Source organism: Streptomyces sp. NPDC060184 (assembly GCF_042728795.1).
Lineage (GTDB): Bacteria > Actinomycetota > Actinomycetes > Streptomycetales > Streptomycetaceae > Streptomyces.
In genome coordinates, this window is sequence record NZ_JBHWYX010000040.1 from 21,315 (window position 1) to 46,486 (window position 25,172).

Below are 25,172 nucleotides of genomic sequence, written 5' to 3' on the forward strand. Positions count from 1 at the left end.
GAAAACGGCCACGGCACAAACCCGCCGCGCCCATCATCCCCGTACCGATGGCCCCCCTGCCAAGGTGGCATCACCCGAGGGCTGTTCCGTGTTTTCCCTGGACACGCGCCGAACAGTCGCGCGGGCCGCCCCGGACCGGCCCGTCGGGCGCCCTTCCCGTGGGGGGTGGGGCAGCCCGGCGGGTCCACGGACCGAGGCCGTGTCTTTTTCCCGACGTCCCGGTTCGGGCCGCCGTTCGCGGTGACAATGAGGGCATGAGCCAGCAGGGGGAGAACTCCACCGACCACGAGGACGATTGGTGGCGCAAGCTCTACGACGGGGCCGCGCCGGACACCGGACCCGCCGCCGCGCGGGACACCCTGGACGACCGCTTCGACTCCGCCGCGGACGCGGTGAGTTCGCCGACGGACCGGGCCGACGACGCGCGGGAGCCCGCCGACGGCCCGACGGACGAGGGCGTGACGGCCGGGGCGACGGCGGACGCGCGGGCGTACGGCGACGACCCGGCCGATCCGTACGACTCCGAGGCCGACACCGGTCCGTACGACCAGGCGGTGGATGTCGGTCCGTACGACCAGGCGGTGGATGCCGGCCCGTACGACCAGGCGGTGGATGCCGGTCCCTACGACCAGGCGGTGGATGCCGGCCCGTACGACCAGGCGGTGGATGCCGGCCCGTACGACCAGGCCGTGGACGTCGGTCCCCACGACCAGGCGGTGGACACCGGTCCGTACGACCGGGCCGTGGACACCGGCCCGTACGACCCTGCTGGCCCGGCCGATCCGTACGCCCACGCCGACCTCGACGAGGACGCCCTCCTCGCGGACCAGGACCACGAGGACACGGTCTTCACGGACGCCTGGCGCGGCGCGGTGTCACCCCGGCCGGCCGCCCCGGCCGCGCCGCCCCCGCCCGTGCCCAACCCGCCCGCGTCCGAGCGGCGTCCGCCCGACCCCCGCTCGCCGGTGCTCGGACCGTCGCCGCAGCGCCCGGCACCGCCGCAGCGCCCGCCCGCCCCGCACCCCGCGCCGCCGCCCGGCGTCGTCCGGTACGCGGCACCGTGGGAGACCCCCGCCGGGCCGGCCGTGCCCCGCACCTTCGCCGTGCCCGTACCCCCGCCCCCGCCTCCGGCGGGGAGCCGGAACGAAACGGCCGGTGGCAGGCACGCCAAGGGCCCCGCCCCGCAGGAAGCGGAAGCGCCGCTCCCGGTCACCGGGCGCAGGCCTGCCGTCTCCGGCCACCTGGGGGAGCGCCCGCCGGCCTACGAGCCGGAGCCCGCCACCCTGCCCGCGACCACCCCGCTCAACCTCGACGGACTCGTCCCCGACACCGTCCTCGACGGCGCCCGGTACGGCACGTACACGCTCCGCACCGTCTCCGTACGCGGCGACGCGGCCCGGTTCCGCGGTGAACCCCGGAGCGACGCGCTGCTCACCGCGCGGTTCGGCAGCGGCGAGGGAGGCCTCGTCCTCGTCGCCGTCGCCCGGGGCACCCGGGGCGCCGAAGGGGCGCACCTCGCGGCGGCGGACGCCTGCCGGTGGATCGGCGGTGCGGTCGGCCGCAGCCACGCGCGCCTCTCCGAGGACATCCGGGCCGGGCGCCGGGGCGAGCTGAAGTCCGGGCTGCACCGGCTCACCGACCGCACCTACGGCAAGCTCCGCTCCCGCGCCGCCGAACTGGGACTGGACCCGCGGGAGCACACGGTCGGACTGCGCTGCCTGCTGCTCTCCGCCGACCCGCGCTGCCGCACCCGGGTGTTCTTCGGCGTCGGCGGCGGAGGTCTCTTCCGGCTGCGCGAAGGCGTCTGGCAGGACCTGGAACCCACCCTGCCCGAGGGCGGGGCGGCCACCGGCGAAGCGGTCGTCGGCTTCGGTTCCCCGCCGCGCGAGCCCCACGCCGCAGGCCGGCCCGGCACCGCCGAGGACCCGCTGACGCTCGACCTGCGGATCCCGACGCCCCCGGGGCCCTTCGTCGAGGACCCGCTGCCCCCGCCCGCGGAACCGTTCAGGTTCCGGGCGTCCGTGGCCCGTTCGGGCGACACGCTGCTGCTCTGTTCACCCGGACTCGCCGACCCGATGCGCGCCGAACCGGCTCTCGCCGGAGAACTCGCCGCGCGCTGGGCCCCCGAGGGCCCGCCCGGCCTCGCCGGCTTCCTGGCGGACCTCCACATCCGGATCGACGGGTACGCGGAGGACCGCACCGCCGCCGCGGTCTGGGAGGCGTAACCGCGCCCGCCATGGGTTGATGGACTGCGGAGACCGTCCGGCTGTGATTCCCGGAGGTTCGGGAGTTTCGGATTCCGGAGTCCGGACAGCCGATCGTGCACGGAGCACGGGCAGAGAGGCGCATTCCCATGGCCAAGCAGAACGTGTCGGAGCAGTTCGTCGACATTCTCGGACGGGCGGGAGTGAAGCGGCTGTACGGCGTCGTCGGCGACAGCCTGAACCCGGTCGTCGACGCCGTCCGGCGCCACCCGGGGATCGAGTGGATCCAGGTCCGGCACGAGGAGACCGCCGCCTTCGCGGCCGGTGCCGAGGCGCAGATCACCGGTGACCTCGCGGCCTGCGCCGGCTCCTGCGGCCCGGGCAACCTCCACCTGATCAACGGGTTGTACGACGCCCACCGCTCCATGGCCCCGGTGCTCGCGCTCGCCTCGCACATCCCCTCCGGCGAGATCGGACTCGGCTTCTTCCAGGAGACCCATCCGGAGCTGCTCTTCCAGGAGTGCAGCCACTACAACGAGATGATCTCCAACCCGCAGCAGATGCCCCGTCTCCTCCAGACGGCGATCCAGCACGCGATCGGGCGGGGTGGCGTCAGCGTCGTCTCGATGCCCGGTGACGTCGCCTCCCTGCCCGCGCCCGAGAAGTCGGTCGAGCACGCCCTGGTCACCTCGCGGCCCACGGTCCGCCCGGGCGACGAGGAGATCGACCAGCTCTGCGCGATGGTCGACAAGGCCAAGCGGGTGACTCTGTTCTGCGGCAGCGGTACGGCCGGCGCGCACGCCGAGGTGATGGAGTTCGCCGAGAAGGTGAAGGCCCCGGTCGGTCACGCGTTGCGCGGCAAGGAATGGATTCAGTACGACAATCCGTTCGATGTCGGGATGAGCGGGCTGCTCGGCTACGGTGCCGCGTACGAGGCGACCAACGAGTGCGATCTACTGATCCTGCTCGGCACCGACTTCCCGTACAACGCCTTCCTGCCGACCGATGTGAAGATCGTCCAGGTCGACGTCCGCCCGGAACGGCTGGGGCGGCGCTCCAAGCTCGATCTCGCGGTCTGGGGCGACGTGCGCGAGACGCTGCGCTGCCTCACGCCGAGGGTGAAGCCGAAGAGCGACCGGAAGTTCCTCGACCGGATGCTGAAGAAGCATGCCGACGCGCTGGAGGGCGTGGTCAAGGCGTACACCCGCAAGGTCGAGAAGCACAGGCCGATCCACCCGGAGTACGTGGCCTCGGTCCTGGACGAGATCGCAGACGAGGACGCGGTGTTCACGGTCGACACCGGCATGTGCAACGTGTGGGCGGCGCGCTATCTGACGCCCAACGGCAAGCGTCGGGTGATCGGTTCGTTCAGCCACGGCTCGATGGCCAACGCCCTGCCGCAGGCGATCGGCGCCCAGTTCACCGACCGCAACCGCCAGGTCGTCTCGATGTCCGGCGACGGCGGATTCTCCATGCTGATGGGCGACTTCCTCACCCTCGTCCAGTACAACCTGCCGGTCAAGGTCGTGCTCTTCAACAACTCCTCGCTCGGCATGGTGGAGTTGGAGATGCTGGTGGGCGGACTTCCCTCGTTCGGCACGACCAACACGAACCCGGACTTCGCCGCGGTGGCCCGCGCGTGCGGCGCCTACGGTGTCCGGGTGGAGAAGCCGAAGCAGCTGGAGAGCGCCCTGCGCGACGCCTTCAAGCACAAGGGCCCGGCGCTCGTCGACGTCGTCACCGACCCGAACGCCCTGTCCATCCCGCCGAAGATCAGCGCCGACATGGTGACCGGTTTTGCGCTCTCCGCCGGGAAGATCGTGCTGGACGGAGGGGTGGGCCGGATGCTCCAGATGGCCCGGTCCAACCTGCGCAACGTGCCGAGGCCCTGAACCGGCCCGCGCCCGGGAGGCCGTGAGGGGTACGCGCCGCCGGTGGGGGACGGCGGCGCGTACCCGGAACCGGGTGTCGCGGGTGGGGGCGAAGGGTCAGCAGCCGTGGTCGACGAGGTCGAAGGTCACGTAGTGGTCGGCGGTGTAGTAGTCCTGCACCGCCGAACCGGTGACGATCCGCCGGGCTCCCCGGGTGGTGGAGCCCGGTGTGACGACCGTGTACTCGTGGTAGTAACCGGTGGCCTTGCTGGGCAGGACGCCCTCGCGGTTCTGGAACACCACACCGTCCTGCGCGTAGGGGAACGGGCCCCCGGCGTCGATGAGGTCGAGCGTGTCGTGCGCCTGGGACGGCAGGTCGGAGTAGCAGATGCTGCCGACCGACGCGACGGAGAGCAGCGCGTAGGGGGAGGAGGCGGCGTACGCCGGGGAGGAGGCGTACGCCGCCGCGGAGGTGGGGGAAGGCTCCGCGACGGCGGCCGAGACCGGGGCGCCGACGAGGAGCGCGGACAGGAGGGCGGCGGTGCCGCCGAGCGTGATGACCCGTGGGGGGATTCGCATGGGCTCTATGATGACGCGCGTAGATCCCTCCGCGTCAACGGCAACTCCCCGGAATTTTCTGGAAGTTAACCAACGGCGTCACCGGTGGGCACCACCGTGCGCGACCACGCGTGATCGTGCGGTGGCGGGGCATGCATTCCGTGAGGACGTTCGAGGGATCGAGGCAGAGGGAGGCTGAATCGGCGTGCGGGCGGGGGACATGATGGAACGTCACAACAGGGCCGGTCACCGCGGAGGCGGGGGCAGGTCCCCCGGCGGCGGAGGGGGGCAGGGGGAGTGCCTGTACCGCCGGCTCGGTCACACGGACAGCTCTGCGGTCGGAAAGGTCCGGCGCGACCTGCGGGACTTCCTCCGGTCCCGGATCGGCACGGAGTCCGTGGAGACGACGGAACTGCTGATGAGCGAACTGCTGACCAACGCGCTGATCCACACCCGCAACGGCGCGACCGTCACGGCCACGGTCGAGGGCGCGCGGGTCCGGGTGGAGGTGCGGGACTTCGCGTCCGGCATGCCCCGGTCGTACGTACCGAACGCCGACGACGGTACGCACGGCCGGGGCCTGATCCTGGTACGGAGCCTCGCGGACGCCTGGGGGGTGGAAGCGCAGGTGCTCGGCAAGGTGGTCTGGTTCGAGGTGGCGGGCTGAGGGCTATTGGAACCCGACCGTGGGAAGAGTCCCTGGCCGGCGCGTCAGGCGCTGCCCACGGACTCCCGGAGTGCGGTGCTACCCGCTTTCTCAGCCGAACTGCTGCTCAAGATCCTTGAGTTTGCGCTCCAGGGAATCGAGCCGCGGCAGTGCCTGGGTGTCGTCCTCGGCCGTGAGGTCGACGGTCAGGGGGTCTCCGCCGACGTTCGGCGCGCCGTTCTTCGGGCCGGGCTCGCCCGTGCCCCGCGGGGAGCCGGTGACGGCCTGCAGCGGCGGCCGGGGGCGCAGCGGGAGCTGGCCGGGCTCCGTCGCGGCGGATTCCACGGCGGGCCGGTCCGAGTTCGGGGAGGGGGGCAGCGCGGGGGCGTCCACCTGGCGGCCTCCCCGCCTGTTCCAGGCGCGGTTCTGCCGGTTGAGCGCCTTGATGCGCGCCCGGTCCAGCTTCTCCTGGTCCCGCCTGCGGATGCGGTCCTGCTCCTGCTCGCGGCGGTCCTCGCGTACCTCGTCGACCGCCTCGTCCAGGGTGCGCACCCCTTCGAGGAGCATCAACGACCAGGCGTCGAAGGTCTCCCGGGGGGCCCGCAGCCAGCGGACGATCCGGATCTGCGGCAACGGCCTGGGAACCAGGCCCTGTTCGCGCAGGGCGGCCCGGCGGGTCTGCTTCAGGGCGCGGTCGAAGAGCACCGCCGCCGAGAGCGACATCCCGGCGAAGAACTGCGGGGCGCCCGCGTGGTCGATGCCGCGCGGCGCGTGGACCCAGTTGAACCAGGCCGCCGCACCGGCGAACGTCCACACCAGCAGCCGCGATCCGAGGGCCGCGTCTCCGTGGCTCGCCTCGCGCACGGCCAGCACGGAGCAGAACATGGCCGCTCCGTCGAGGCCGAACGGGACGAGGTACTCCCAGCCTCCGCCGAGGCCGAGGTTCTGCTGGCCGAAGCCGACGAGGCCGTGGAAGGAGAGCGCGGCGGCGACCGCCGCGCAGCAGAACAGCAGGATGTAGGAGGCGGTGGCGTAGAGCGCTTCCTTGCGCCTGCGCCGCTCCTCGCTGCGTTCCCAGGTGTCGTCGGCCGAGGCTTTGCCGGCGGCGCGCTTGCCGCGTGCGACCACCGTCACCGCCGCCATGACTCCCGCGAGCAGCACGGCGCCCGGAAGCAGCCAGTCGAGCGACATGTCGGACAGTCTCATGCGCGGTTCCTCGGATCACGTAGGGCGTTTCGGACGCCATCGTGACGGAACTTCCGCTCGTCTCAAGCTGATTCGGGGCAAGAGCACGCCTTCGGGGGGCTTTGAGCGTACACGTGACCGCATTTGGGTCGAACTGCCGCGCGAGGACGAAGAGTTGTATTCGAGTCGGGCTCCCTCGCGCGGGTGGTGTCGATTACCGGGCGGCGCTCAGCTTCTTCACGCGGTCGCTGTCGCAGGTGCGCGGGCAGGTGACGCAGGTGTCCTCGGGGCGGAGCGTGTAGAAGAGGCAGCAGCTGGCACGGTCGCGGGTCGGCAGCGACTCGCCGTTGGGGCCGGTCAGTTCGCGGAAGCCGGCCGCTCCCACGTACGGCTTGGTGGCACCCGGGAGCAGGCGCTCCAGCTCGGTCATCGCCCGGGTCTCCTCGCCGAGCAGATGGGCGACGTACCAGAGGCCCTCGACGATCTCGTCCGTCGCCATGCCCCACAACGCCCGCTTCCCGCGCCGCATGCGGGGGCCGAAGCCCTCCAGGACGGGGCCCATGTGGGCGGCGACGGAGGCCAGCACCTCGGCCCGCAGGGCCGCCTCGTCCGGAACCACGCGCGCGTCGGGGTGCGAGGCCGCCGGGTCGTCGGGCAGGCAGGAGAACTCGCCCGCGCGGACGGCGAAGTGGCCCAGCGCCCGCTGGAACGCCACGTCCTCGACCGGGATCCGGGGCACCCTCCGGTGGAGGAACCACGGCAGGGTCACCAGCAGGCAGGCGGGCCAGGCGTACCGGTGGAGTCCGAAGCTGGCCACCACGTCCGGACGGGCCCGTTGCTGGTAGTCGCGCAGGATCTGGGCCTCGTCCCACTCCAGGAACGTGTCGACCGCCGCGCCGCCCGAAGCCAGTCCGTCCGCGCGCACCCAGCCGGAGCCGGAGGGCAGCGGTGCCGTCGCGTCGAGCACGTCGGTGCGCAGGCCCGGGAAGACCTCGGCGAGACGCGCGTACGCGGACGCCACCGGGGAGGCCGGGGCGGTGCCGACGGGCACCGTGGGAACGGTCATGCGGGACCACCGAATCACGAGCACTGGCAGGCAAGGCTTACCTTACCCGAAGTGATCGACGTGTGAACCTGGGGGTCCTGCGCCTATCGTGCACGGGTGGCGGCGGCCGTGCACGACGGTGCGGGCGGGGACGCGGGGACGAGGAGGACCGGTGGAGCAGGGCAGAACGCGGGAGGACGCGCTCGTGTTCCCCGCGTACCCGGAGCGTGCCGGAGCCGGAGCGTCCGGAGCGTCCCGGGTACCAGGAACGTCCGGAGTGTTCGGAACCGGTCCGGTCCCTCGCGTACCCGAACAGGCCGGCCGCGCCCCGGAGCGTGGCGAGCACCCCCACGGGGAGGCCGCCGCACCCCCGTCCGTCCGCAGGCACTCCGTGCGCGGGCAGATCCTGGACGCCCTGCGCGACGCCCTGGCGGCCGGGGACCTCGTCCCGGGGCAGGTGTACTCCGCCCCCGCACTCGGCGCGAGCTTCGGCGTGTCCGCCACCCCGGTGCGCGAGGCGATGCAGCGGCTGGCCGCGGAGGGCGCGGTGGAGGTCGTACCGAACCGGGGTTTCCGCGTCGTCGAGCGCGGCCCGCGCGAACTGGCCGAACTGGCCGAGGTCCGCGCGCTGATCGAGGCCCCCGTGGTGCTGCGGCTCGCCCGTACCGTGTCCGCCTGCCGCTGGGGGGCCCTGCGGCCGTTGGCGGAGGCCACCGTCGCCGCGGCGGAGACCGGCGACCACGCGGCCTACGCGGAGAGCGACCGCGCCTTCCACCGTGCGCTGCTCGCCCTCGCGGGCAACACCCAGCTGGTGGACCTCGCCGACGACCTGCACCGACGCTGCCCGGGGCCGCTGCCCGGGGCGGCGCCGGGCCGGCCCGGCGGGCTGCGGGCCGACGCGGCGCAGCACACCGCACTGCTGGACGCGCTGATCGAACGCGACACGGCGGCCGTACGGGCCCTGGTCGCGGACCACTACCGGAGCCCGGCGGACGACTGAGCGGGGCGTGAGCACCGCACAGGCGTCCGCGCGGGCGCACCGCCCGCGCCCTCAGTTCGCCGCGGCGACCTCCGGATCCGGCGGCTGGTCGAGCAGCGGGGCGAGCCAGGTCGGTACGCCGCCCAGCAGCCGGAAGAGGCGCCCCGCCTCGGCGCGCAGCCGGGTGGCCACCGGCTCGGTCTCGGTCTGGGCGAGCGAGATCAGCGCGGGGGCCGTACCGACCAGGTAGCCCAGCTCCTCCCTTATCCGCAGCGACTCCGCGAACCCGTGGCGCGCCTCCGCGAGCTCACCCGCGCCCAGGGCGAGGGACGCGAGGTGACGCCAGGTGAAGGAGAGCAGTAACGCGTCCCCCCGGGCGGTGGCGCCCGCGTGCGCCCGCCGGAAGGCGGCCCGCGCGGATTCGGGTGCCTGGGCGATGTTCTGCGCGATCAGCCCGCGCCGGAAGTCCAGCAGGGGCCGGCCGGGCGCGTCCGGGGCGAGCAGGGCCGCCGCGCGGCTGAGCGCCACGGACGCCTCGTCGGCCCGGTCGCGGACGCCGAGCAGGGTGGAGGCGTACGCGAGGTAGCCGCGTTCGCAGGCGGCGGCGCCCCGCTCGGCGTTGTCCTTGGCCAGCGCCTCCGCCGCCCGCAGGGCCTCCTCGGCCTCGGTCCAGCCCTTGGTCGTGTACAGGCAGCGCTCGGTCAGCAGGACGGTGCGCTGGAGGGCCGCGGCCGGATCGGTCGCGGCGCTCGGTCCGAGCAGTGCGGCGGCATCCGTCCAGCAGGCGCGGGAGCGCAGCCGCCACACCGCGGTCAGGAGAGGAGGTTCGTCATCGGCTGTCGTTCCGGACCCAGACATGGCGGTGTACGCCACATTGCCTCCCCGAGCGCGCCATTGAGCTGTTGAGTGTGGGCGCATCTCAGCACGGATCGGCAGCCCGGCCAAGAGGGCGGGCCAGGTTCAGGTGAAAGATTTCACAAACGGGTGCCGGCCTTGCCGGGCCCGGTCGGTACCCGTCCGGACGAGGAACGTCAGCTCATGCGCAGGGCGAGGAAGAAATCGAGCTTGTCCTCCAGCCGCGAGAGGTCGCGGCCCGTCAACTGCTCGATACGTCCGACGCGGTAGCGCAAGGTGTTGACGTGCAGGTGGAGGCGGGTCGCGCAACGGGTCCAGGAGCCGTCGCACTCCAGGAACGCCTCCAGGGTCGGGATCAGCTCGGCGCGGTGCCGCTGGTCGTAGCTCCGCAGCGGGTCCAGCAGCCGTGCCGTGAAGGCCCGCCGGACGTCGTCGGGGACGAACGGCAGCAGCAGGACGTGCGACGCCAGCTCGTCGTGGCCGGCCGCGCAGACCCGGCCGGGCCGGGCCGCCGCGACCCGGCGGGCGTGCCGGGCCTCCTCCAGCGCCCCGCGCAGCCCCTCGGCCGAGTGGACCGCCGCGCTGACGCCCAGGGTGAGCCGCCCGTCGTCCGCGAGTCCCGCCGAGAGCGGTTCGCGGACCGCGTCCAGCAGGGCTCCCGCGCGCAGGGCCGGGTCCGCCCCGTAGGCGCCGTCGTCCGCTCCGTCGCCGGGCACCGGCGCGGCCGGGGCGACCGCCGGCAGCGGTACGAGCGCGATCGCCTCGTCCTCCGTGTACGCCACCGCTATCCGGTCCGCCGAATCCGGCCCGGTGACCGCCGGGTCGACCAGGATCTCCTCCAGCAGCGCCTGCGCCACCGGGCCGTCCGCCGCGTCCTCGGCGCCGGTCCGGGCCGCGGGACCGCCGTCCGGCGCCTCCCACTCCACCCGCGCCACCACGACCTGCCAGTGCGGAGCCGTACCGAGCCCCGGCAGCAGCACCGGTGCGGCCACGCGCAGCCGGGCCGCGATCTCGGCCGGGGCGGCTCCGGTCTGCACGAGCTCCAGCACCTCCTGGGCGAGCCGGCGCCGTACCGTACGGGCGGCGTCGCGCCGGTCGCGTTCGACGGCGATCAGCTGGGTGACACCCTGGAGCAGGTCCAGCCGGGCCTCGGGCCAGTCGCCCGGGTCGGCCTCCACCGCGAGGAGCCACTCCGAGAGGGCGGAGCCACGGGTGTCCCCCGGGGCGGGCACGGCGCCCCGGCCGGTGTTCCGGATCGGGAAGAGCGCGTACGTGGTGCCGTCCACCGAGGCCGCGTGCGGACCCCGGCGGCCGGTCCTGGCCGCCGCCAGATGGTGGCCGGCGAGCGCCGTCGCGACCGGGCCGGGCAGCGGCTTCCCGGCGTCGGCGATCCGGCGCCCGGTGGGGGAGAGCACCCACGCCGACAAGGACAGGTCCCCGGCGAGCAGGTCCAGGACCACCTCCGGACCGCCGCCCGCCGGACCCGAGGTCATCAGCCTGCGGTGCCGGTCCACGACGGCGGCCAGGTCCCCGGCGCGTTCGCCGGACACCTGACGTACGACGTACTCGGTGATCGTTGCGAAGGCAACCGTCTCGTTCACCGCGAAGAGCGGCATGCGGTGGTGCCGGCACGCCTCGACCAGGTCGTCGGGTATCGGGCCGAGCTCGGCCTCGCCCGCGGCCAGCGCGCTGACCCCGGCCTGGGCGAGAATCCGGACGAAGGGCTCCGAATCCGTCGCGTCGTGGCGCCAGGCCAGCCCGGTGAGCACGAGCTCGCCGCCGGAGAGGTAGCGGCTCGGGTCGCGCAGGTCCGTCGTCATGACGCCCCGGACCGGACGGTCCAGCTCGTCCTCGCCGCCGAGCAGCCGCAGCCCCAGCGCGTCGGTGTCCAGCAGTGCGCGCAGCCGCATCTCATTGCCGCCGATCTGTTTTTCGTAGGTTCCAGGAGTCCTGTGAATTGCGGCGAGGTTTCTGACCCTCACCATTCGTTCGAATCTACAAGACGAGCGAGGAGACCAGCCAACTCCTTCATTGTTTCGGTGACTGCACCGGTTGGAGCACGGCTTGTGTACTGGAGGCCACCCTGCGTCAACAACTGATGAAGGGCGACCGCTCCCGGCCCACCCGGACCCTTGCCCACGCGGACCGCGTCCGCCCCGCGCGGACCGCCCCGGCTCCGCGAAAGGTCCCCTCCACCCTGCGCAGCCCATCGAGAAGAGAGCCACCCATGGACTTCCTTCGCCCCGCCGCCTGGGAGGACGCGCTCGCCGCCAAGGCCGAGCACCCGGCGGCCGTCCCGCTCGCGGGCGGCACGGACGTGATGGTCGAGATCAACTTCGACCACCGCCGCCCGGACCACCTCCTCGACCTGAGCCGGATCGGTGAACTCTCCGACTGGGAGGTCGGCGAGCGGACGGTCCGCCTCGGCGCCTCGGTGCCGTACAGCGCGATCATGGAGCACCTCAGGGCCGAGCTCCCCGGACTGGCCCTCGCCGCGCACACCGTCGCCTCCCCGCAGATCCGCAACCGGGGCGGGGTCGGCGGCAACCTCGGCACCGCGTCCCCGGCCGGGGACGCGCACCCGGCCCTGCTCGCCGCGGGCGCGGAGGTGGAAGCGGTCTCCGTACGCGGCACCCGCATGATCCCGATCGACGCCTTCTACACCGGCGTCAAACGGAACGCGCTCGCCCCCGACGAACTCATCCGCGCCGTGCACATCGCCAGGGCGGACGGCCCGCAGCAGTTCTCCAAGGTCGGCACCCGCAACGCCATGGTCATCGCCGTCTGCGCCTTCTCCGTCGCCCTGCACCCCGGAGCCCGTACGGTGCGCACCGGCATCGGTTCCGCCGCGCCCACCCCGGTCCGCGCCACCGCCGCCGAGGAGTTCCTGAACGCCGCGCTCGACGAGGGCGGCTTCTGGGAGAGCGGCGCCACCCTCACCCCCTCCCTCGCCCGGGAGTTCGCCACCCTCGCCGCGGGCGCCTGCAACCCGATCGACGACGTCCGCGGCACCGCCCGCTACCGCCGGCACGCGGTCGGCGTACTGGCCCGCCGCACCCTCGGCTGGACCTGGGAGCAGTACCGCACCGGCCGCACCCTCGAAGGAGCCCGCTGACCATGCGCGTCCACTTCACCGTCAACGGCCGGCCGCAGCAGGCGGACGACGTCTGGGAGGGCGAGTCCCTCCTCTACGTCCTGCGGGAACGCATGGGCCTGCCCGGCTCCAAGAACGCCTGCGAGCAGGGCGAGTGCGGCTCCTGCACCGTCCGCCTCGACGGGGTGCCCGTCTGCGCGTGCTTGGTCGCCGCCGGACAGGCCGAGGGCCGCGAGGTCGTCACCGTCGAAGGGCTCGCCGACTACGCACGCCACCGCGCCGACGCCCACCCCGGCAGCGGCTGCCCGGCCGGCAGCTGCGGCACCAGCCTCGACGAGGCCCGTGCCTGGCAGGCCGCCCCCGGACCGGACGGCCCGCCGCTCTCCCCGGTCCAGCAGGCCTTCGTCGACGCCGGAGCCGTGCAGTGCGGTTTCTGCACCCCCGGACTGCTGGTCGCCGCCGACGAACTCCTCGAACAGCACCCCTCCCCGTCCGACCAGGACATCCGCGAGGCGCTCTCCGGCAACCTCTGCCGCTGCACCGGCTACGAGAAGATCCTCGACGCCGTCCGCCTCGCCGCCGCCCGCTCCGGACAGGAGGCCTGACCATGGCGACCACCGGCACCCCGGTCGGCCTCACCCAGGGTTCACCCACCCGCGGCGGGATCGGCGAGTCCACTCTCCGCCCCGACGGAACCCTCAAGGTCACGGGGGAGTTCGCCTACTCCTCCGACATGTGGCACGAGGACATGCTCTGGGGCCACACCCTGCGCTCCACCACCGCCCACGCCGAGATCCGGTCCATCGACACCGCCGAGGCGCTCGCCACCCCCGGCGTGTACGCGGTCCTCACCCACGACGACCTGCCGGCCGCCGTGAAGAACTACGGCCTGGAGATCAAGGACACCCCCGCCCTCGCCCACGGCCGGGTCCGCCACCACGGCGAACCGGTCGCCCTGGTCGCCGCCGACCACCCCGAGACCGCCCGCCGCGCCGCCGCGAAGATCCGCGTCGACTACGCCGCGCTCCCCGTCGTCACCGACGAGGCGTCCGCCACCGCACCCGGCGCGCCCCTGCTCCACGAGGGCCGCGACGACCACCACAGCCACCACGTCCCGCACCCCAACATCGTGCACCGCCAGCCGATCGTGCGCGGCGACGCGGTGGCCGCGGCGGCCCGCGCGGACGTGATCGTGCGCGGCGAGTACGTCTTCGGCATGCAGGACCAGGCCTTCCTCGGCCCCGAGTCCGGGCTCGCCGTCCCCGCCGAGGACGGCGGCGTGGACCTCTACGTCGCCACCCAGTGGCTGCACAACGACCGGGCGCAGATGGCGCCCGTCCTCGGCCTCCCCGAGGAGAAGATCCGGATGACGCTCTCCGGCGTCGGCGGCGCCTTCGGAGGACGCGAGGACCTGTCCATGCAGATCCACGCCTGCCTGCTCGCGCTGCGCACCGGCAAGCCCGTCAAGATGGTGTACAACCGCTTCGAGTCCTTCTTCGGGCACGTCCACCGCCACCCCGCCCGGCTCACCTACGAGCACGGCGCCACCCGAGACGGCAAGCTCACCCACGTGAAGTGCCGCATCGTGCTGGACGGCGGCGCCTACGCCTCGTCCTCCCCGGCCGTCGTCGGCAACGCCGCCTCGCTCTCGGTGGGACCGTACGCCGTGGACGACGTCGACATCGAGGCGCTCGCCCTCTACACCAACAACCCTCCCTGCGGGGCGATGCGCGGCTTCGGAGCCGTCCAGGCCTGCTTCGCGTACGAGGCGCAGATGGACAAACTCGCCGCCGAACTCGGCCTCCACCCGGTCGAGTTCCGCCGGATGAACGCGATGGAGCAGGGCACCCTGCTGCCCACCGGCCAGCCCTGCGACTCGCCCGCGCCGGTCGCCGAGCTCCTCCGCCGCGTCAAGTCCCGCCCGCTGCCCCCCGAACGGCAGTGGCTGGCAGCCGACTCGGCGGGCGGCGCCGGGTCGGTCGACGTCCGCGCGCTGCCGGGCGGGCTCTCCAACACCACGCACGGCGAGGGCGTCGTACGGGGTGTGGGGTACGCGGTCGGGCTGAAGAACGTCGGCTTCTCCGAGGGCTTCGACGACTACTCCACCGCCCGGGTCAGGATGGAGGTCATCAACGGCGAGGCGGTCGCGACCGTGCACACGGCGATGGCCGAGGTCGGACAGGGCGGCGTCACCGTGCACGCCCAGATCGCGCGTACCGAACTCGGCGTGGGCCAGGTCACCATCCAGCCCGCCGACACCCGGGTCGGTTCGGCCGGATCCACCTCCGCCTCCCGCCAGACGTACGTCACCGGCGGCGCGATCAAGAACAGCTGCGAGGCCGTCCGGGAGCGGGTGCTGGAACTGGGACGCCGCAAGTTCGGTACGTACCACCCCGCTTGGGCCACCGCCGAACTGCTTCTGGAGAACGGCAAGGTCGTCACCGACGGAGGCGAGGTCCTCGCCCCTCTGGCCGAGGTCCTGGGGGACGAAGTGATCGAGGTCGAGCTGGAGTGGCACCACCGCCCCACCCAGCCCTTCGACCTCCGCACCGGCCAGGGCAACGGCCACGTGCAGTACTCCTTCGCCGCCCACCGGGCCGTCGTGGAGGTCGACACCGAACTGGGGCTGGTGAAGGTGGTCGAACTCGCCTGCGCCCAGGACGTCGGCAAGGCACTCAACCCGCTCGCCGTCGCCGGGCAGATCCAGGGCGGCTCCACCCAGGGGCTGGGCATCGCCGTGATGGAGGAGATCCTCGTCGATCCGGTGACCGCCAGGGTCCGCAACCCGTCGTTCACCGACTACCTGATCCCGACCATCCTCGACACCCCGCCCATCCCCCTCGACGTGCTCGAACTCGCCGACCAGAACGCCCCGTACGGGCTGCGGGGCGTCGGCGAGGCGCCCACCCTCTCGTCGACCCCCGCGGTCCTCGCCGCCATCCGGGCGGCGACGGGCCTGGAACTCAACCGGACCCCGGTGCGCCCGGAGCACCTCACCGGCACCTGATCACGGCGCGCGGCGCGGCGAAACCGCCGTACGCGCGCCGACGCCACCCGAAAGCCGCTACCGCCGGGAGCAGCACCGCCGAGAGGAGCAACCCGTGCTGGACATCGCCGCTGAGCTGAACCGATGGGCCCTGGAGGGAAGGGACTTCGCCGTCGCCACGGTCGTCCGGGTCACCGGAAGCGCACCCCGGCAGCCGGGCGCCGCCCTCGCCGTCGACCGGGCCGGGGAGGCGGTCGGATCGGTCTCCGGCGGCTGCGTCGAGGGGGCGGTGTACGAGCTGTGCCGCCAGGCCCTGGACGACGGGACCACCGTCCGCGAGCGGTTCGGCCACAGCGACGAGGACGCCTTCGCGACCGGTCTCACCTGCGGTGGAACCATCGAGGTGCTGGTCACCCCGGTCCGGGCCCACGACGCCGTCCGTCCGGTCGTGGCGGCGGCGCTCGCGGCGGCGGCCTCCGGCCGGCCGGCCGCTCTCGCCCGGGTCGTCCACGGGCCGGACGAGTTCGTCGGCCGGGCCGTGATGGTGGGTGAGGATGCCTCACCTGGCATGCTCGGCAACGAAATTGACGTCACGTCGTTTCAGGGCTTCGAGCGGTCCGCTGTCGCGGAGGTGCGGGCGATGCTGGCCGCGGGGCGTACCGGCACGGTCGTCGTGGGCGCGGACGGCTCGCGGTGCGGCCGGCCCGTCACCCTGTTCGTGGAGTCGAGCGTGCCGCCGCCCCGCATGATCGTCTTCGGGGCCGTCGACTTCGCCTCCGCCCTGACCCGCGCGGCTGCGTTCCTCGGCTACCGGGTCACCGTCTGCGACGCCCGACCGGTCTTCGCGACGGCCGCCCGTTTCCCCGAGGCCGACGAGATCGTCGTCGACTGGCCGCACCGGTACCTCGCCACGGCCGAGGTCGACGCGCGTACCGTCCTCTGCGTCCTCACCCACGACCCGAAGTTCGACGTGCCCCTGCTGAAGACCGCACTGCGGCTGCCGGTCGGCTACGTCGGTGCCATGGGGTCGCGGCGTACCCACCGGGACCGGGAGGCGGCGCTGCGGGAGGAAGGCGTCACCGCACGCGAACTCGGCCGTCTGCACTCGCCGATCGGGCTGGACCTCGGAGCGCGTACGCCCGAGGAGACCGCCCTCTCGATCATGGCGGAGATCGTCGCCGAGCGGCACGGCGGCACCGGCGCACGTCTCACCGGCGCCCCCACCCCGATCCATCACGGACCGGCCCCGTCGCCGGGCGCGGCCCTGGCGGGCACCGCCCCCGCAGACGTCGCATCCCTGGACATCACCGCCATCAACGTCCTCTCGGTGCCGGGCGGTTAGCCGCCACGGCGGCTTCCTGCCACCGGGAAAGCGCTTGGACGCGCGCCCTTTGCCGGTAGATCAGCACCATGACATTTTCAGCCCCCCTCGTTTCCCGCCGGGCGAGACCCGCTCGTCAGGGACGCACGCTCCTCCTCATAGCGACGTCCGTCGCACTCGTGAGCGGTGTCATGCTCCCCGGCGCCGGTTCCGCTTCCGCGTCCCCCCACGCGGCGACCCCCCAGGCTCCGGCCGCCCACACCCGGCAGGTGGCCGAACCGCAGAGCCACGACATCACCCTCGTCACCGGTGACGTGGTGCACTACGTCGAGGGCGCCCGAGCCGGCGACCACGGCACCGTGACCGTCGACCGCCCGGACGGCGCGACCGGCGGCGTCCACGTGCAGCAGGCCGGCGACCACCTCTACGTCCTGCCCGACGAGGCCACCTCCCTCCTCGCTGCCGGGAGGCTCGACCGCAGGCTCTTCGACATCACCGCACTGACCGGGATGGGATACGACGACGAGCGCACCGGCGGCATCCCGCTGATCGCCACCTACCCGCCGACCGTGGCGCGTTCGCTGCCCGCCGCACCGGACGGCGCCAGGAAGGTGCGCACCCTGGAGTCGATCCACGGAGCGGCGCTCACCGCCGACAAGGCCGACGCCCGCACCTTCTGGAACGACATCTCCGGTACCCAGCAAGCCCGTTCGCTGGACGCGGGCATCTCCAAGCTCTGGCTCGACGGCCGTTCGACGGCACAGCTCTCGGAGTCCGTGCCGCAGATCGACGCACCCGCCGCCTGGGCCCAGGGATACGACGGAACGGGCATCAAGGTCGCGGTCCTGGACACCGGCATCGACGCCGACCACCCGGACGTCAAGGACCGCATCCTGGAGTCGAAGAGCTTCGTCCCCGGCGAGGACGTGGACGACAAGAACGGCCACGGCACACACGTGGCTTCGACCGTGGCCGGTTCCGGCGCGGCGTCCGACGGGCTGAACAAGGGCGTCGCCCCGGGCGCGGGCCTGCTGATCGGCAAGGTGCTCGCGGACAGCGGCGAGGGTGCCGACTCCGGCATCATCGAGGCGATGGAGTGGGCGAAGGCGGAAGGGGCCGACGTCGTCTCCATGAGCCTCGGCGCCCCGGTGCCGGACGACGGCACCGACCCGATGGCCCAGGCGGTCGACGCGCTCTCCGCCGACGGCGGACCGCTCTTCGTCATCGCGGCCGGCAACTCCTACGGCGCGGGAACCATCAGCGCGCCCGGCTCGGCGGCCACGGCGCTCACCGTCGCCGCCGTCGACAAGCAGGACAACCGCGCGGACTTCTCCTCCATGGGCCCGCTGATCAACACCCACGGACTGAAGCCGGACCTGTCCGCCCCGGGCGTCGGCATCAACGCGGCGGCCTCCCAGTCGGTCCCCGGCATCGAGGGCATGTACCAGTCGATGGACGGTACGTCGATGGCCACCCCGCACGTCGCCGGAGCCGCCGCCATCCTCAAGCAGCGCCACCCCGACTGGTCCGGCAGCCGGCTCAAGGACGCGCTGATGAGCTCGTCCAAGCAGCTCCCCGCGTACACCCCGTACGAGCAGGGCACCGGCCGCGTCGACGTCGGGGCGGCGGTCGACACCACGATCGTGGCCACCGGCTCCGTCGAGGTCGCCGACTACGCCTGGCCGCACGACGCCTCCGACGAGGTGGCCCGGCGGACCCTCACGTACACCAACACCGGCAAGCAGGACGTCACCCTGCACCTCGCCACCGACGCGGACTCCGCGGCGTACACCCTCTCCACCCCGGAGCTGACCGTCCCGGCCGGGTCCACCGCCGAGGCCGTGCTCTCGATCGACCCGTCCGAGGTCGACGCGGGCACCCTCTTCTCGGGCCAGGTCGTCGCCACCGACGCGACCGGCGCGACCGTCGCCCACACGGGCTTCGCCGTCAGCAAGGAGGAGGAGCGCTACGACCTCACCATCCAGCTCCGCGACCGCGCGGGCGAACCGGCCGACGGCCGGGTCGTGTTCGCCGCGCTCGAAGACCCGAACCTGAACGTCGTCGACGTTCAGGGCTCCACCACCCTGCGGCTCCCGCCGGGCAACTACACCGCCTGGACCGTCCTCGACATCGACGGCGACCGCACCGACTCGAAGGCGCTCGCCTTCCTCGCCGCACCCGAGACCATCCTCACGGACGGCCCGCGGACCATCACCCTCGACGCGTCGAAGGCCCGCAGGATCAGCGCCCGGGCCCCGCAGGAGTCCGAGACCCGCCAACTCCGCTACGACATGGCCAGGACGGCCCCCAGCGGCCTGGTCCAACGCGATCTCTACCAGATCCCCCTGACCTACGACGAGTTGTGGGCAGCGCCCACCAAGAAGGTCACCCAGGGCACCTTCAGCTTCCTGACCCGCTGGCGCCTGGGCGAGGAACTGGTCGACGTCACCGCCGACGGGACCGACGTCCCGGTGACCGTGCAGGGCGGCTCCGCCGTCGCCGAGGACCGCGAGCAGAAGCTGGACGCCGTCTACGCGGGCGACGGAAATGCCGCCGCCTACAAGGGGCTTCGCGCCAAGGGCAAGGCCGTGGTCATCGACCGCAGCGACGCCGTCGCCCCTGCCGACCGGCTCGCCAACGCGGTCGCGGCGGGAGCCTCGGCACTCTTCGTCGTCAACGACGGCCGGGGGGTCGCCCTGGAGACCTACACCGACTGGGGCACCGAGAGCACCATCCCGGTGGTCTCCGCCCAGACGCTCGCCGGCCAGGCCCTGATCAAGGCGGCCCAGCGCGGCAAGAAGATCGGCGTCGACCAGAAGAAGTTCGCCGACTACGTCTACGACCTCGTCGACCGGCACGACGGCACCATCCCGGACCGCTCCCTCGCGTTCGCCCCGGCGGTCCGCCAGCTGGCCAAGGTGGAGAACACCTTCTACGGCGCCAGGAAGACGCTCGGCGCCGGCTACCGCTACGACATCCCGGAGTACGGACCGGGCGTCGGCTTCGCGGAGTACGAGCAGTACCCGGGCGTCCGCGAGGAGTGGGTCACCCCGCTCCCGGGCGACTCCTTCTGGTACGAGGACCACTCCGTCCTCAACGCCGACGCCACCGACACCGCAGCCGAGATGCGCAGCGCCGAACTCGACTACACGGCAGGCCGCACCTACAAGGACGAGTGGTTCGCCCCCGTGACGAGCCCCCGCCTCGGCACCGGTTACTGGGGCCCGTTCCGTACCTCGTACAACGACATGCAGTTCAACATCACCGCCTGGACCGACTCGGGCGAGGGCCACTCGGGGTCGATGCCCGCGGACGAGTACGACACCACGAGCTACGCCTTCTACCAGGGGGACACCCTGATCAAGGAGGGTGCGGGCCGGGCCGGTTACGCGTGGGAGCTCTCGCCCGAGAGACTGCCGTACCGACTGGTCCTCGACTCCCGCCGCGACGCCGGCACCTGGAAGTCCTCCACCCGCACGCACAGCGAGTGGTCGTTCCTCTCGGGGCAGCTCGACGCGGGCGAGACCGGCTACGCGCAGAGCGACATCCCGCTGATCCAGCTGGACTTCGACGTCGACACCGACCTCGCCGGTGACGTGAAGGCGGGCAAGGAGGTCGGACTCGGCCTCGGCGCCGGGACGCAGGCCTGGCTGGACGGCGCGGTGAAGGCAACCTCCGCCTCGTTGCAGGTCAGTTACGACGACGGCGCCCGGTGGAGCACCGTCAAGCTGCGCAGGACCGGGTCCGGCCAGTGGGCCGCGGCGTTCACCCCGCCGAAGAAGGGGGCCTCCTCGGTCTCCCTCAGGGCGCACGCCGAGGGCCCGGACGGCCTCGCGGTGGACCAGGAGATCATCCGGGCCTTCGGCCTGAAGTGACCCCCCGCCGCTGATCACCCTCAGCGGCGCGTGGCTCCGGACGCCGAAGACCGCCGGTGGCCCCGGAACCGGGAAACGCCGGTGGCTCCGCACCCCTTCGCGGGGGTGCGGAGCCACCTCTCCGTGCGCTGCCAAGGGCCGTGGCCGGGCGGGTGGGGTCAGCTGCCCGACTGGAGGGCCGCCCAGGTCGCCGCACCGACGATGCCGTCCACCGACAGCCCGTGGCCGGTCTGGAAGGTGCGCACCGCGGTGGCGGTGCCCGATCCGAACTCCCCGTCGACGGAGACGGTCGTGCCGAGGGCCGCCGTCAGCGAGCGCTGGAGGCGTTTGACGTCCTCACCGGTGCTGCCCTGACGCAGCTCGGGGGTGGTACCGGCCGACAGCAGCGCCGTCCAGGTCTTCGCGCCCACGATGCCGTCCGCGCTCAGCCCGCGGGCCCGCTGGAAGGCCTGCACCGCCGACGTGGTCGCGGAGCCGAACACCCCGTCCACCGAACCCGCCTCGTAGCCCTGGGTGTTGAGGAGCTGCTGCACGGCCTTCACCTGGGCGCCGCTGGAGCCCGACTGCTGGGTCGTGTAGGAGGGGAAGCTCAGCGCGTCCGTGGTCCCGCCGGCGGAACCGTCGACCAGCTGCATGTAGTAGGTCCAGTCCCAGTAGGGGCCCGGGTCCGTGTGGTCGTTGCCGGGCGCCTCGCTGTGCCCGATGATGTGCGCCCGGTCCTTCACGATGCCGTGCCGGTCGCAGAGGTAGCGGGTGAGCGCCGCCGAGGAGCGGTACATCGCGTCGGTGAACCAGCTCGGATCGTCGATCCAGCCCTCGTGCTCGATGCCCAGGGACGAGGCGTTGGCGCTCTTCGCGTGGTAGGCGGTGTCGCTGTCGCGCACCATCTGGGTGATCTGGCCGTCCGAGGAGCGGATCACGTAGTGCGCGCTGACCACGGCCGCGGGGTCCTGGAACCAGCTGATGGAGCCCGCGTACGAGCCCTGGGTGACGTGGATGACGACCTTGTCGATGTCCGCCGTCCGGCCCGACTTGTAATTGGTGGTGCTGGCGGGAACCCAGAGCGCCGAGGGGTAGTCCGCCGACCGGGTGCTCACGGCGCTCGGGGCGAGGTCGCCCTTCTCCGGGGATACCGGGCGCGAGGTGACGGTGATCTCCTCGCCCTCCGGGGTCTTGGCGCGCAGGCCGCCGGCCAGGAAGGAGAAGACCGTGTCCGCGTAGAGGGCCGCCGCGGGCCCTTCGGCGCCGCCGTACCGGGCGACGGCCGGGTACCAGGAGTCCACGTCGAGCCGCTCGTCCTGGTCGAGCCCGAGGGCGTCGGCGTACGAGCGGAGCACGGCCGCGCCGCCGAGGACGTTCGTCGCGGTGTTCTCGCGCAGCTGGGCGGCGGAGGCTCCGGTGAGGGCGGCGGCCTTCTCCAGGGACCGGTTGGTCGGGTTGCTCACCAGGTGCATGACGCCGTAGCCGTTGTCCTGGCTGGGGAGTCCCTGGTGCCCGTCGAAGTGCGACTCGCCGTAGCCGACGGCCGCGAGCAGGTCGCGGGGCACGCCGTACTCGGTGGCGGCGCGGGCGAAGGCCCGGTTCAGCAAGTGGGCGGTCGGGTCCGGCGCGGCCGAGGCCAGGGCCGGCTGTCCCGCCGCCACGACGGCCGCGACGGTGAGGGCCGCCAGGGCGGCTGCGGAGGTACGACGGCGCGCGGGGGCCGCGGGGCGTCTGGGCATGTCTGCTCCTGCGTGTGTGGGGGAGAGGGAGCCCTCGGTCCGGTGGGGTGGGCGGAGGGCTGCAGAGCGGGCACAGGCTATCCATCTGAAGAATGCATGACAATGACGTCCGGGCGCGGCGCGCCGAGTCAACACCCCATCGGCGCAACGCATCTGACGGTACGTCGGAAAAAGTCGGAGTCCGCCTCCCGAACGGGGGGGCCGGGCAGGGGGTTACCCCTCTACCTCCGGGGCGCGGACGGCGGGTGGACGGCCGACGACGTGTTCCCCGAGGAAGCGCGGGGTGTCCGCCGGGAGGGCGGCTGCCGGACGGGCTCGCGGTCTCCGGCACCGACACGCGGCCGAAGGCTCACTGCGGCGGCGCTGCACGCTTTCTGATGCTGGATCACGGGGTGATGGCCGACCGCGCGCCCCGCTCGGCCAGGGCCGAACACTCCGGGCAATCGGAGACGACCGGGTGTACGCAGTGCACCAGGTGGGCCAGGAACCGGTCGGCCAGTTCGAGGTTCGTGATGTGTTCGGCGATCCGGGCGCGCTTCGCGTTGACCAGGCCGATGCGGTCGGCCCGTTCCCCCGCGGCGAGTTCGCCGATTTCGGCGAGTGACAGTCCGGCCCGCCGGCCGATCTGGATGAGGCGGGCCCGGCCGACGGTCCGGTCGTCGTAGGCGCGATGCCCGGAGGGCAGCCGGCGCGGGGTGAGCAGTCCCATGTCCTCCCAGTGCCGGAGGACATGGGTGGCCACCCCGAGCAGGGCAGCCGCGCCGCCGATCTTCAACTCCACCGCGGACATCACGCTCCTTTACTTCAGGTCGACCTGAAGTTATACCGTCCCGTCATCGAACCCACCACCCGATCGCGAGAGGGACAGGGCTGCCATGTCCGACGCTGTGAGATCACCGACGCTGGCCGCATGCTGTGGCGCGGTCGCCAGCCTGGCCACGGGGTTTGTGCGTCCCCGACGACCCGACCAGCGTTTTCTGCGCGGCTTGACCGACGCGGGGCTACCGGACACTTCGGTGTCGGTCACCGTGTCCGCACTGAGACAGGTGCCACGGTCCGTGCCCACCGCACTGATCGTGGAGGGGCTGCGGCAACCGCGGCGCGTCGCGAATTCGCTGCTGTCGTTCGTGATCACCCACCCGGAAGCGACGTTCGTCGTGGATCCGGGTGTCTGCCTGGACGTCGACAGCCGCGCCGTCGCGACATTGCCGCCGTTCCTGCGGGTCGCGGTGCGTCCCCCGGCGGACACCGTCGCCACCGTTACCGCGCTGCGTGAGCTGCCGCGTGCCGGTCTGGATTTCGCGCTGCCGACGCACGCGCATTGGGACCACGTATGCGGACTCCTCGATCTTCCCGAACTGCCGGTACATCTGCACCGACGCGAACACGACTGGGTCGCGCGAGGCTCGATCGCGCCCGTGGGTGGCGTCCGCGAGGCCCTGCGCGGCCGGGACATCGTCAGGTACGAACTGGACGGCCCGCCGGTCCTCACTTTCACCGCCGGCCACGACCTCTTCGGCGACGGCTCCGTCGTGCTCGTCGACCTCGCGGGACACACCCCCGGCAGCGTTGGAGTTCTGGCGCACACGGCAGCGGGCTGGGTGCTGCTCGCCGGAGACGCTGCCTGGCACACCGACCAGATCGACCTGATCCGGCAGAAGGCCGGCTACCCGGGCAAGCTCGCCGACGAAGACCGGCACGAGACCTTCCGGACACTGCACCGCCTGCACGCCGTCAAGGACCGCGTCACGATCGTCCCGACGCACGACCACCGGGCGGCCCAACAGCTGCGGGTTTGACCACTCGGGGGATTCCGCCCGGGGGAAGCCCCCGCATCGGTCACGACCCGACAGGCGCCCCGAGCAGCGGTCGCTCAGCGCCTCCGGGCCCGGCGACGTCCTCCCGGATCACGGGTCACGGGGGGAGGTCATGCCGGGCCCGGAAGCCGGGGGCTCCACCGCGGAGCCGACCCGGGACGGTGATGCGAGGGCTACCAGCGGTCGCGGTGCACGACCTCGGAGACCGGGCGGCGGCGGACGGGGCCGAAGTTCCCCATCGGCCACCCGATCGGAATCGCGGCGAAGGTCCGCATCTCCTCGGGGATGCCCAGCGCCTCCTTCCACTCCTGCTCCAGCATCAGGTGCCAGATGGTGACGTTGGCGGCCAGACCCAGCGCGCGTGCCGCCAGAAGGAGGTTCTGTACCCCCGGGTAGACGCAGGAGCCCTCCGCCAGGGCCTGGAACCGGTCCTGCGTGGTCATCAGGCGCTCGGTCGCCGCGGGCCCCAGCGCCACGGCGGAGGCGATCAGGCCCTCCTCGTCCAGGCGGGGCTCGGGGAACCGGTAGCACGGCACGACGAGCGCGGGCGTGTCGGCGAAGTGGTCGCGCTGGTACTCGATCGCCGCGACCATCCGGCCGTACGCCGCCTCGTCCATGCCTTTCGGCGCGTACTTCCCCGTCGTCGCCAGATAGGCGTCCACGCACCGCTTCCACAGCGGCGCGAGCTCCGCCATCACCTGGCGGTCGGTCACCACGACGTATTCGTAGGCCTGCATGTTGCCGCCGCTCGGGCCCCAGACCGCCGCCTGGACCAGCCGCTCCACCGTCTCGTACGGCACCGGATCCGGCGAGAGGCGGCGCATGGCGCGCATGGTGGACATGGTGGCGAAGAGGGCGGGGTCCTCGGCCGCGGAGGCGTCCGTGCTCAGTGTTTCCGTTGTCATGGTCGCGGAGTGTACGGGCCCAAGGCGCGACCCCGGCAGGGGTGTTGGGCATGCCCGACCGGCCCGGGGTGCGAGGCGGTGCGGTGGCGGCGTTCACCCGGGCGGCGGCC

The 25,172-nt window shown here is 72.9% G+C and carries 18 protein-coding genes; 10 read left to right on the forward strand and 8 right to left on the reverse strand.

What is annotated here, in order from left to right:
• Positions 1-254: 254 nt before the first annotated feature.
• Entirely contained in the window at positions 255-2,225 is a 1,971-nt protein-coding gene (locus ACFWEE_RS24595) for a protein phosphatase 2C domain-containing protein (protein WP_386892179.1), read from the forward strand.
• A gap of 128 nt (positions 2,226-2,353) precedes the next feature.
• Positions 2,354-4,096 (forward strand): pyruvate dehydrogenase, encoded by a 1,743-nt coding sequence (locus ACFWEE_RS24600; protein ID WP_386892180.1) that lies wholly within the window; start codon positions 2,354-2,356, stop codon positions 4,094-4,096.
• Positions 4,097-4,192: 96 nt separating this feature from the next.
• On the opposite strand, the gene ACFWEE_RS24605 is transcribed toward ACFWEE_RS24600, so the two are convergent.
• Entirely contained in the window at positions 4,193-4,654 is a 462-nt protein-coding gene (locus tag ACFWEE_RS24605) for a ribonuclease domain-containing protein (protein WP_386892182.1), read from the reverse strand.
• Between the two features lie 280 nt (positions 4,655-4,934).
• On the opposite strand from ACFWEE_RS24605, the gene ACFWEE_RS24610 reads away from it, so the two are divergent.
• On the forward strand, positions 4,935-5,300 hold the full coding sequence (locus ACFWEE_RS24610) for an ATP-binding protein (protein WP_386892249.1): 366 nt from the start codon (positions 4,935-4,937) through the stop codon (positions 5,298-5,300).
• Between the two features lie 90 nt (positions 5,301-5,390).
• On the opposite strand, the gene ACFWEE_RS24615 is transcribed toward ACFWEE_RS24610, so the two are convergent.
• Together ACFWEE_RS24615 and ACFWEE_RS24620 are read right to left on the reverse strand one after the other, a co-directional pair.
• The gene (locus ACFWEE_RS24615) at positions 5,391-6,485 is read right to left on the reverse strand and encodes a DUF2637 domain-containing protein (RefSeq protein WP_386892184.1); all 1,095 of its coding nucleotides are present in this window, start codon (positions 6,483-6,485) and stop codon (positions 5,391-5,393) included.
• A gap of 193 nt (positions 6,486-6,678) precedes the next feature.
• Entirely contained in the window at positions 6,679-7,530 is an 852-nt protein-coding gene (locus tag ACFWEE_RS24620) for a (2Fe-2S)-binding protein (RefSeq protein ID WP_386892185.1), read from the reverse strand.
• 151 nt (positions 7,531-7,681) lie between these two features.
• Between ACFWEE_RS24620 and ACFWEE_RS24625 the strand changes: the two genes are divergently transcribed.
• Positions 7,682-8,509, forward strand: coding sequence for a GntR family transcriptional regulator (locus ACFWEE_RS24625; RefSeq protein ID WP_386892186.1), 828 nt, complete (start codon positions 7,682-7,684; stop codon positions 8,507-8,509).
• Positions 8,510-8,560: 51 nt separating this feature from the next.
• Here the strand turns inward: ACFWEE_RS24625 and ACFWEE_RS24630 are convergent, their stop codons facing one another.
• Complete coding sequence (locus tag ACFWEE_RS24630; protein ID WP_386892187.1) at positions 8,561-9,346, reverse strand: hypothetical protein; 786 nt, start codon at positions 9,344-9,346, stop codon at positions 8,561-8,563.
• A 173-nt stretch (positions 9,347-9,519) separates the two neighbouring features.
• Positions 9,520-11,253, reverse strand: a complete 1,734-nt coding sequence (locus tag ACFWEE_RS24635; protein ID WP_386892250.1) for a PucR family transcriptional regulator — start codon at positions 11,251-11,253, stop codon at positions 9,520-9,522.
• Positions 11,254-11,570: 317 nt separating this feature from the next.
• On the opposite strand from ACFWEE_RS24635, the gene ACFWEE_RS24640 reads away from it, so the two are divergent.
• From ACFWEE_RS24640 to ACFWEE_RS24660, 5 genes are all read left to right on the forward strand, one after another.
• A complete protein-coding gene (locus ACFWEE_RS24640; protein WP_386892188.1) occupies positions 11,571-12,458 on the forward strand; it encodes an FAD binding domain-containing protein in 888 nt (295 codons plus the stop codon).
• Positions 12,459-12,460: 2 nt separating this feature from the next.
• Positions 12,461-13,042, forward strand: a complete 582-nt coding sequence (locus ACFWEE_RS24645; protein ID WP_386892190.1) for a (2Fe-2S)-binding protein — start codon at positions 12,461-12,463, stop codon at positions 13,040-13,042.
• Positions 13,043-13,044: 2 nt separating this feature from the next.
• Positions 13,045-15,444, forward strand: a complete 2,400-nt coding sequence (pucD, locus tag ACFWEE_RS24650) for a xanthine dehydrogenase subunit D (RefSeq protein ID WP_386892191.1) — start codon at positions 13,045-13,047, stop codon at positions 15,442-15,444.
• 94 nt (positions 15,445-15,538) lie between these two features.
• A complete protein-coding gene (locus ACFWEE_RS24655) occupies positions 15,539-16,765 on the forward strand; it encodes an XdhC family protein (protein ID WP_386892192.1) in 1,227 nt (408 codons plus the stop codon).
• Positions 16,766-16,935: 170 nt separating this feature from the next.
• Entirely contained in the window at positions 16,936-20,619 is a 3,684-nt protein-coding gene (locus tag ACFWEE_RS24660; protein ID WP_386892252.1) for a S8 family serine peptidase, read from the forward strand.
• A 158-nt stretch (positions 20,620-20,777) separates the two neighbouring features.
• Here the strand turns inward: ACFWEE_RS24660 and ACFWEE_RS24665 are convergent, their stop codons facing one another.
• Both ACFWEE_RS24665 and ACFWEE_RS24670 read right to left on the reverse strand, forming a co-directional pair.
• Positions 20,778-22,340 (reverse strand): peptidoglycan-binding protein, encoded by a 1,563-nt coding sequence (locus tag ACFWEE_RS24665; RefSeq protein WP_386892194.1) that lies wholly within the window; start codon positions 22,338-22,340, stop codon positions 20,778-20,780.
• Between the two features lie 385 nt (positions 22,341-22,725).
• Positions 22,726-23,130, reverse strand: a complete 405-nt coding sequence (locus ACFWEE_RS24670; RefSeq protein WP_386892196.1) for a MerR family transcriptional regulator — start codon at positions 23,128-23,130, stop codon at positions 22,726-22,728.
• Between the two features lie 85 nt (positions 23,131-23,215).
• Between ACFWEE_RS24670 and ACFWEE_RS24675 the strand changes: the two genes are divergently transcribed.
• Positions 23,216-24,139 (forward strand): MBL fold metallo-hydrolase, encoded by a 924-nt coding sequence (locus ACFWEE_RS24675; protein ID WP_386892198.1) that lies wholly within the window; start codon positions 23,216-23,218, stop codon positions 24,137-24,139.
• A gap of 191 nt (positions 24,140-24,330) precedes the next feature.
• On the opposite strand, the gene ACFWEE_RS24680 is transcribed toward ACFWEE_RS24675, so the two are convergent.
• Positions 24,331-25,062: a nitroreductase family protein gene (locus ACFWEE_RS24680; protein WP_386892200.1), complete on the reverse strand. Its 732-nt coding sequence runs from the start codon at positions 25,060-25,062 to the stop codon at positions 24,331-24,333.
• Positions 25,063-25,172: the final 110 nt, after the last annotated feature.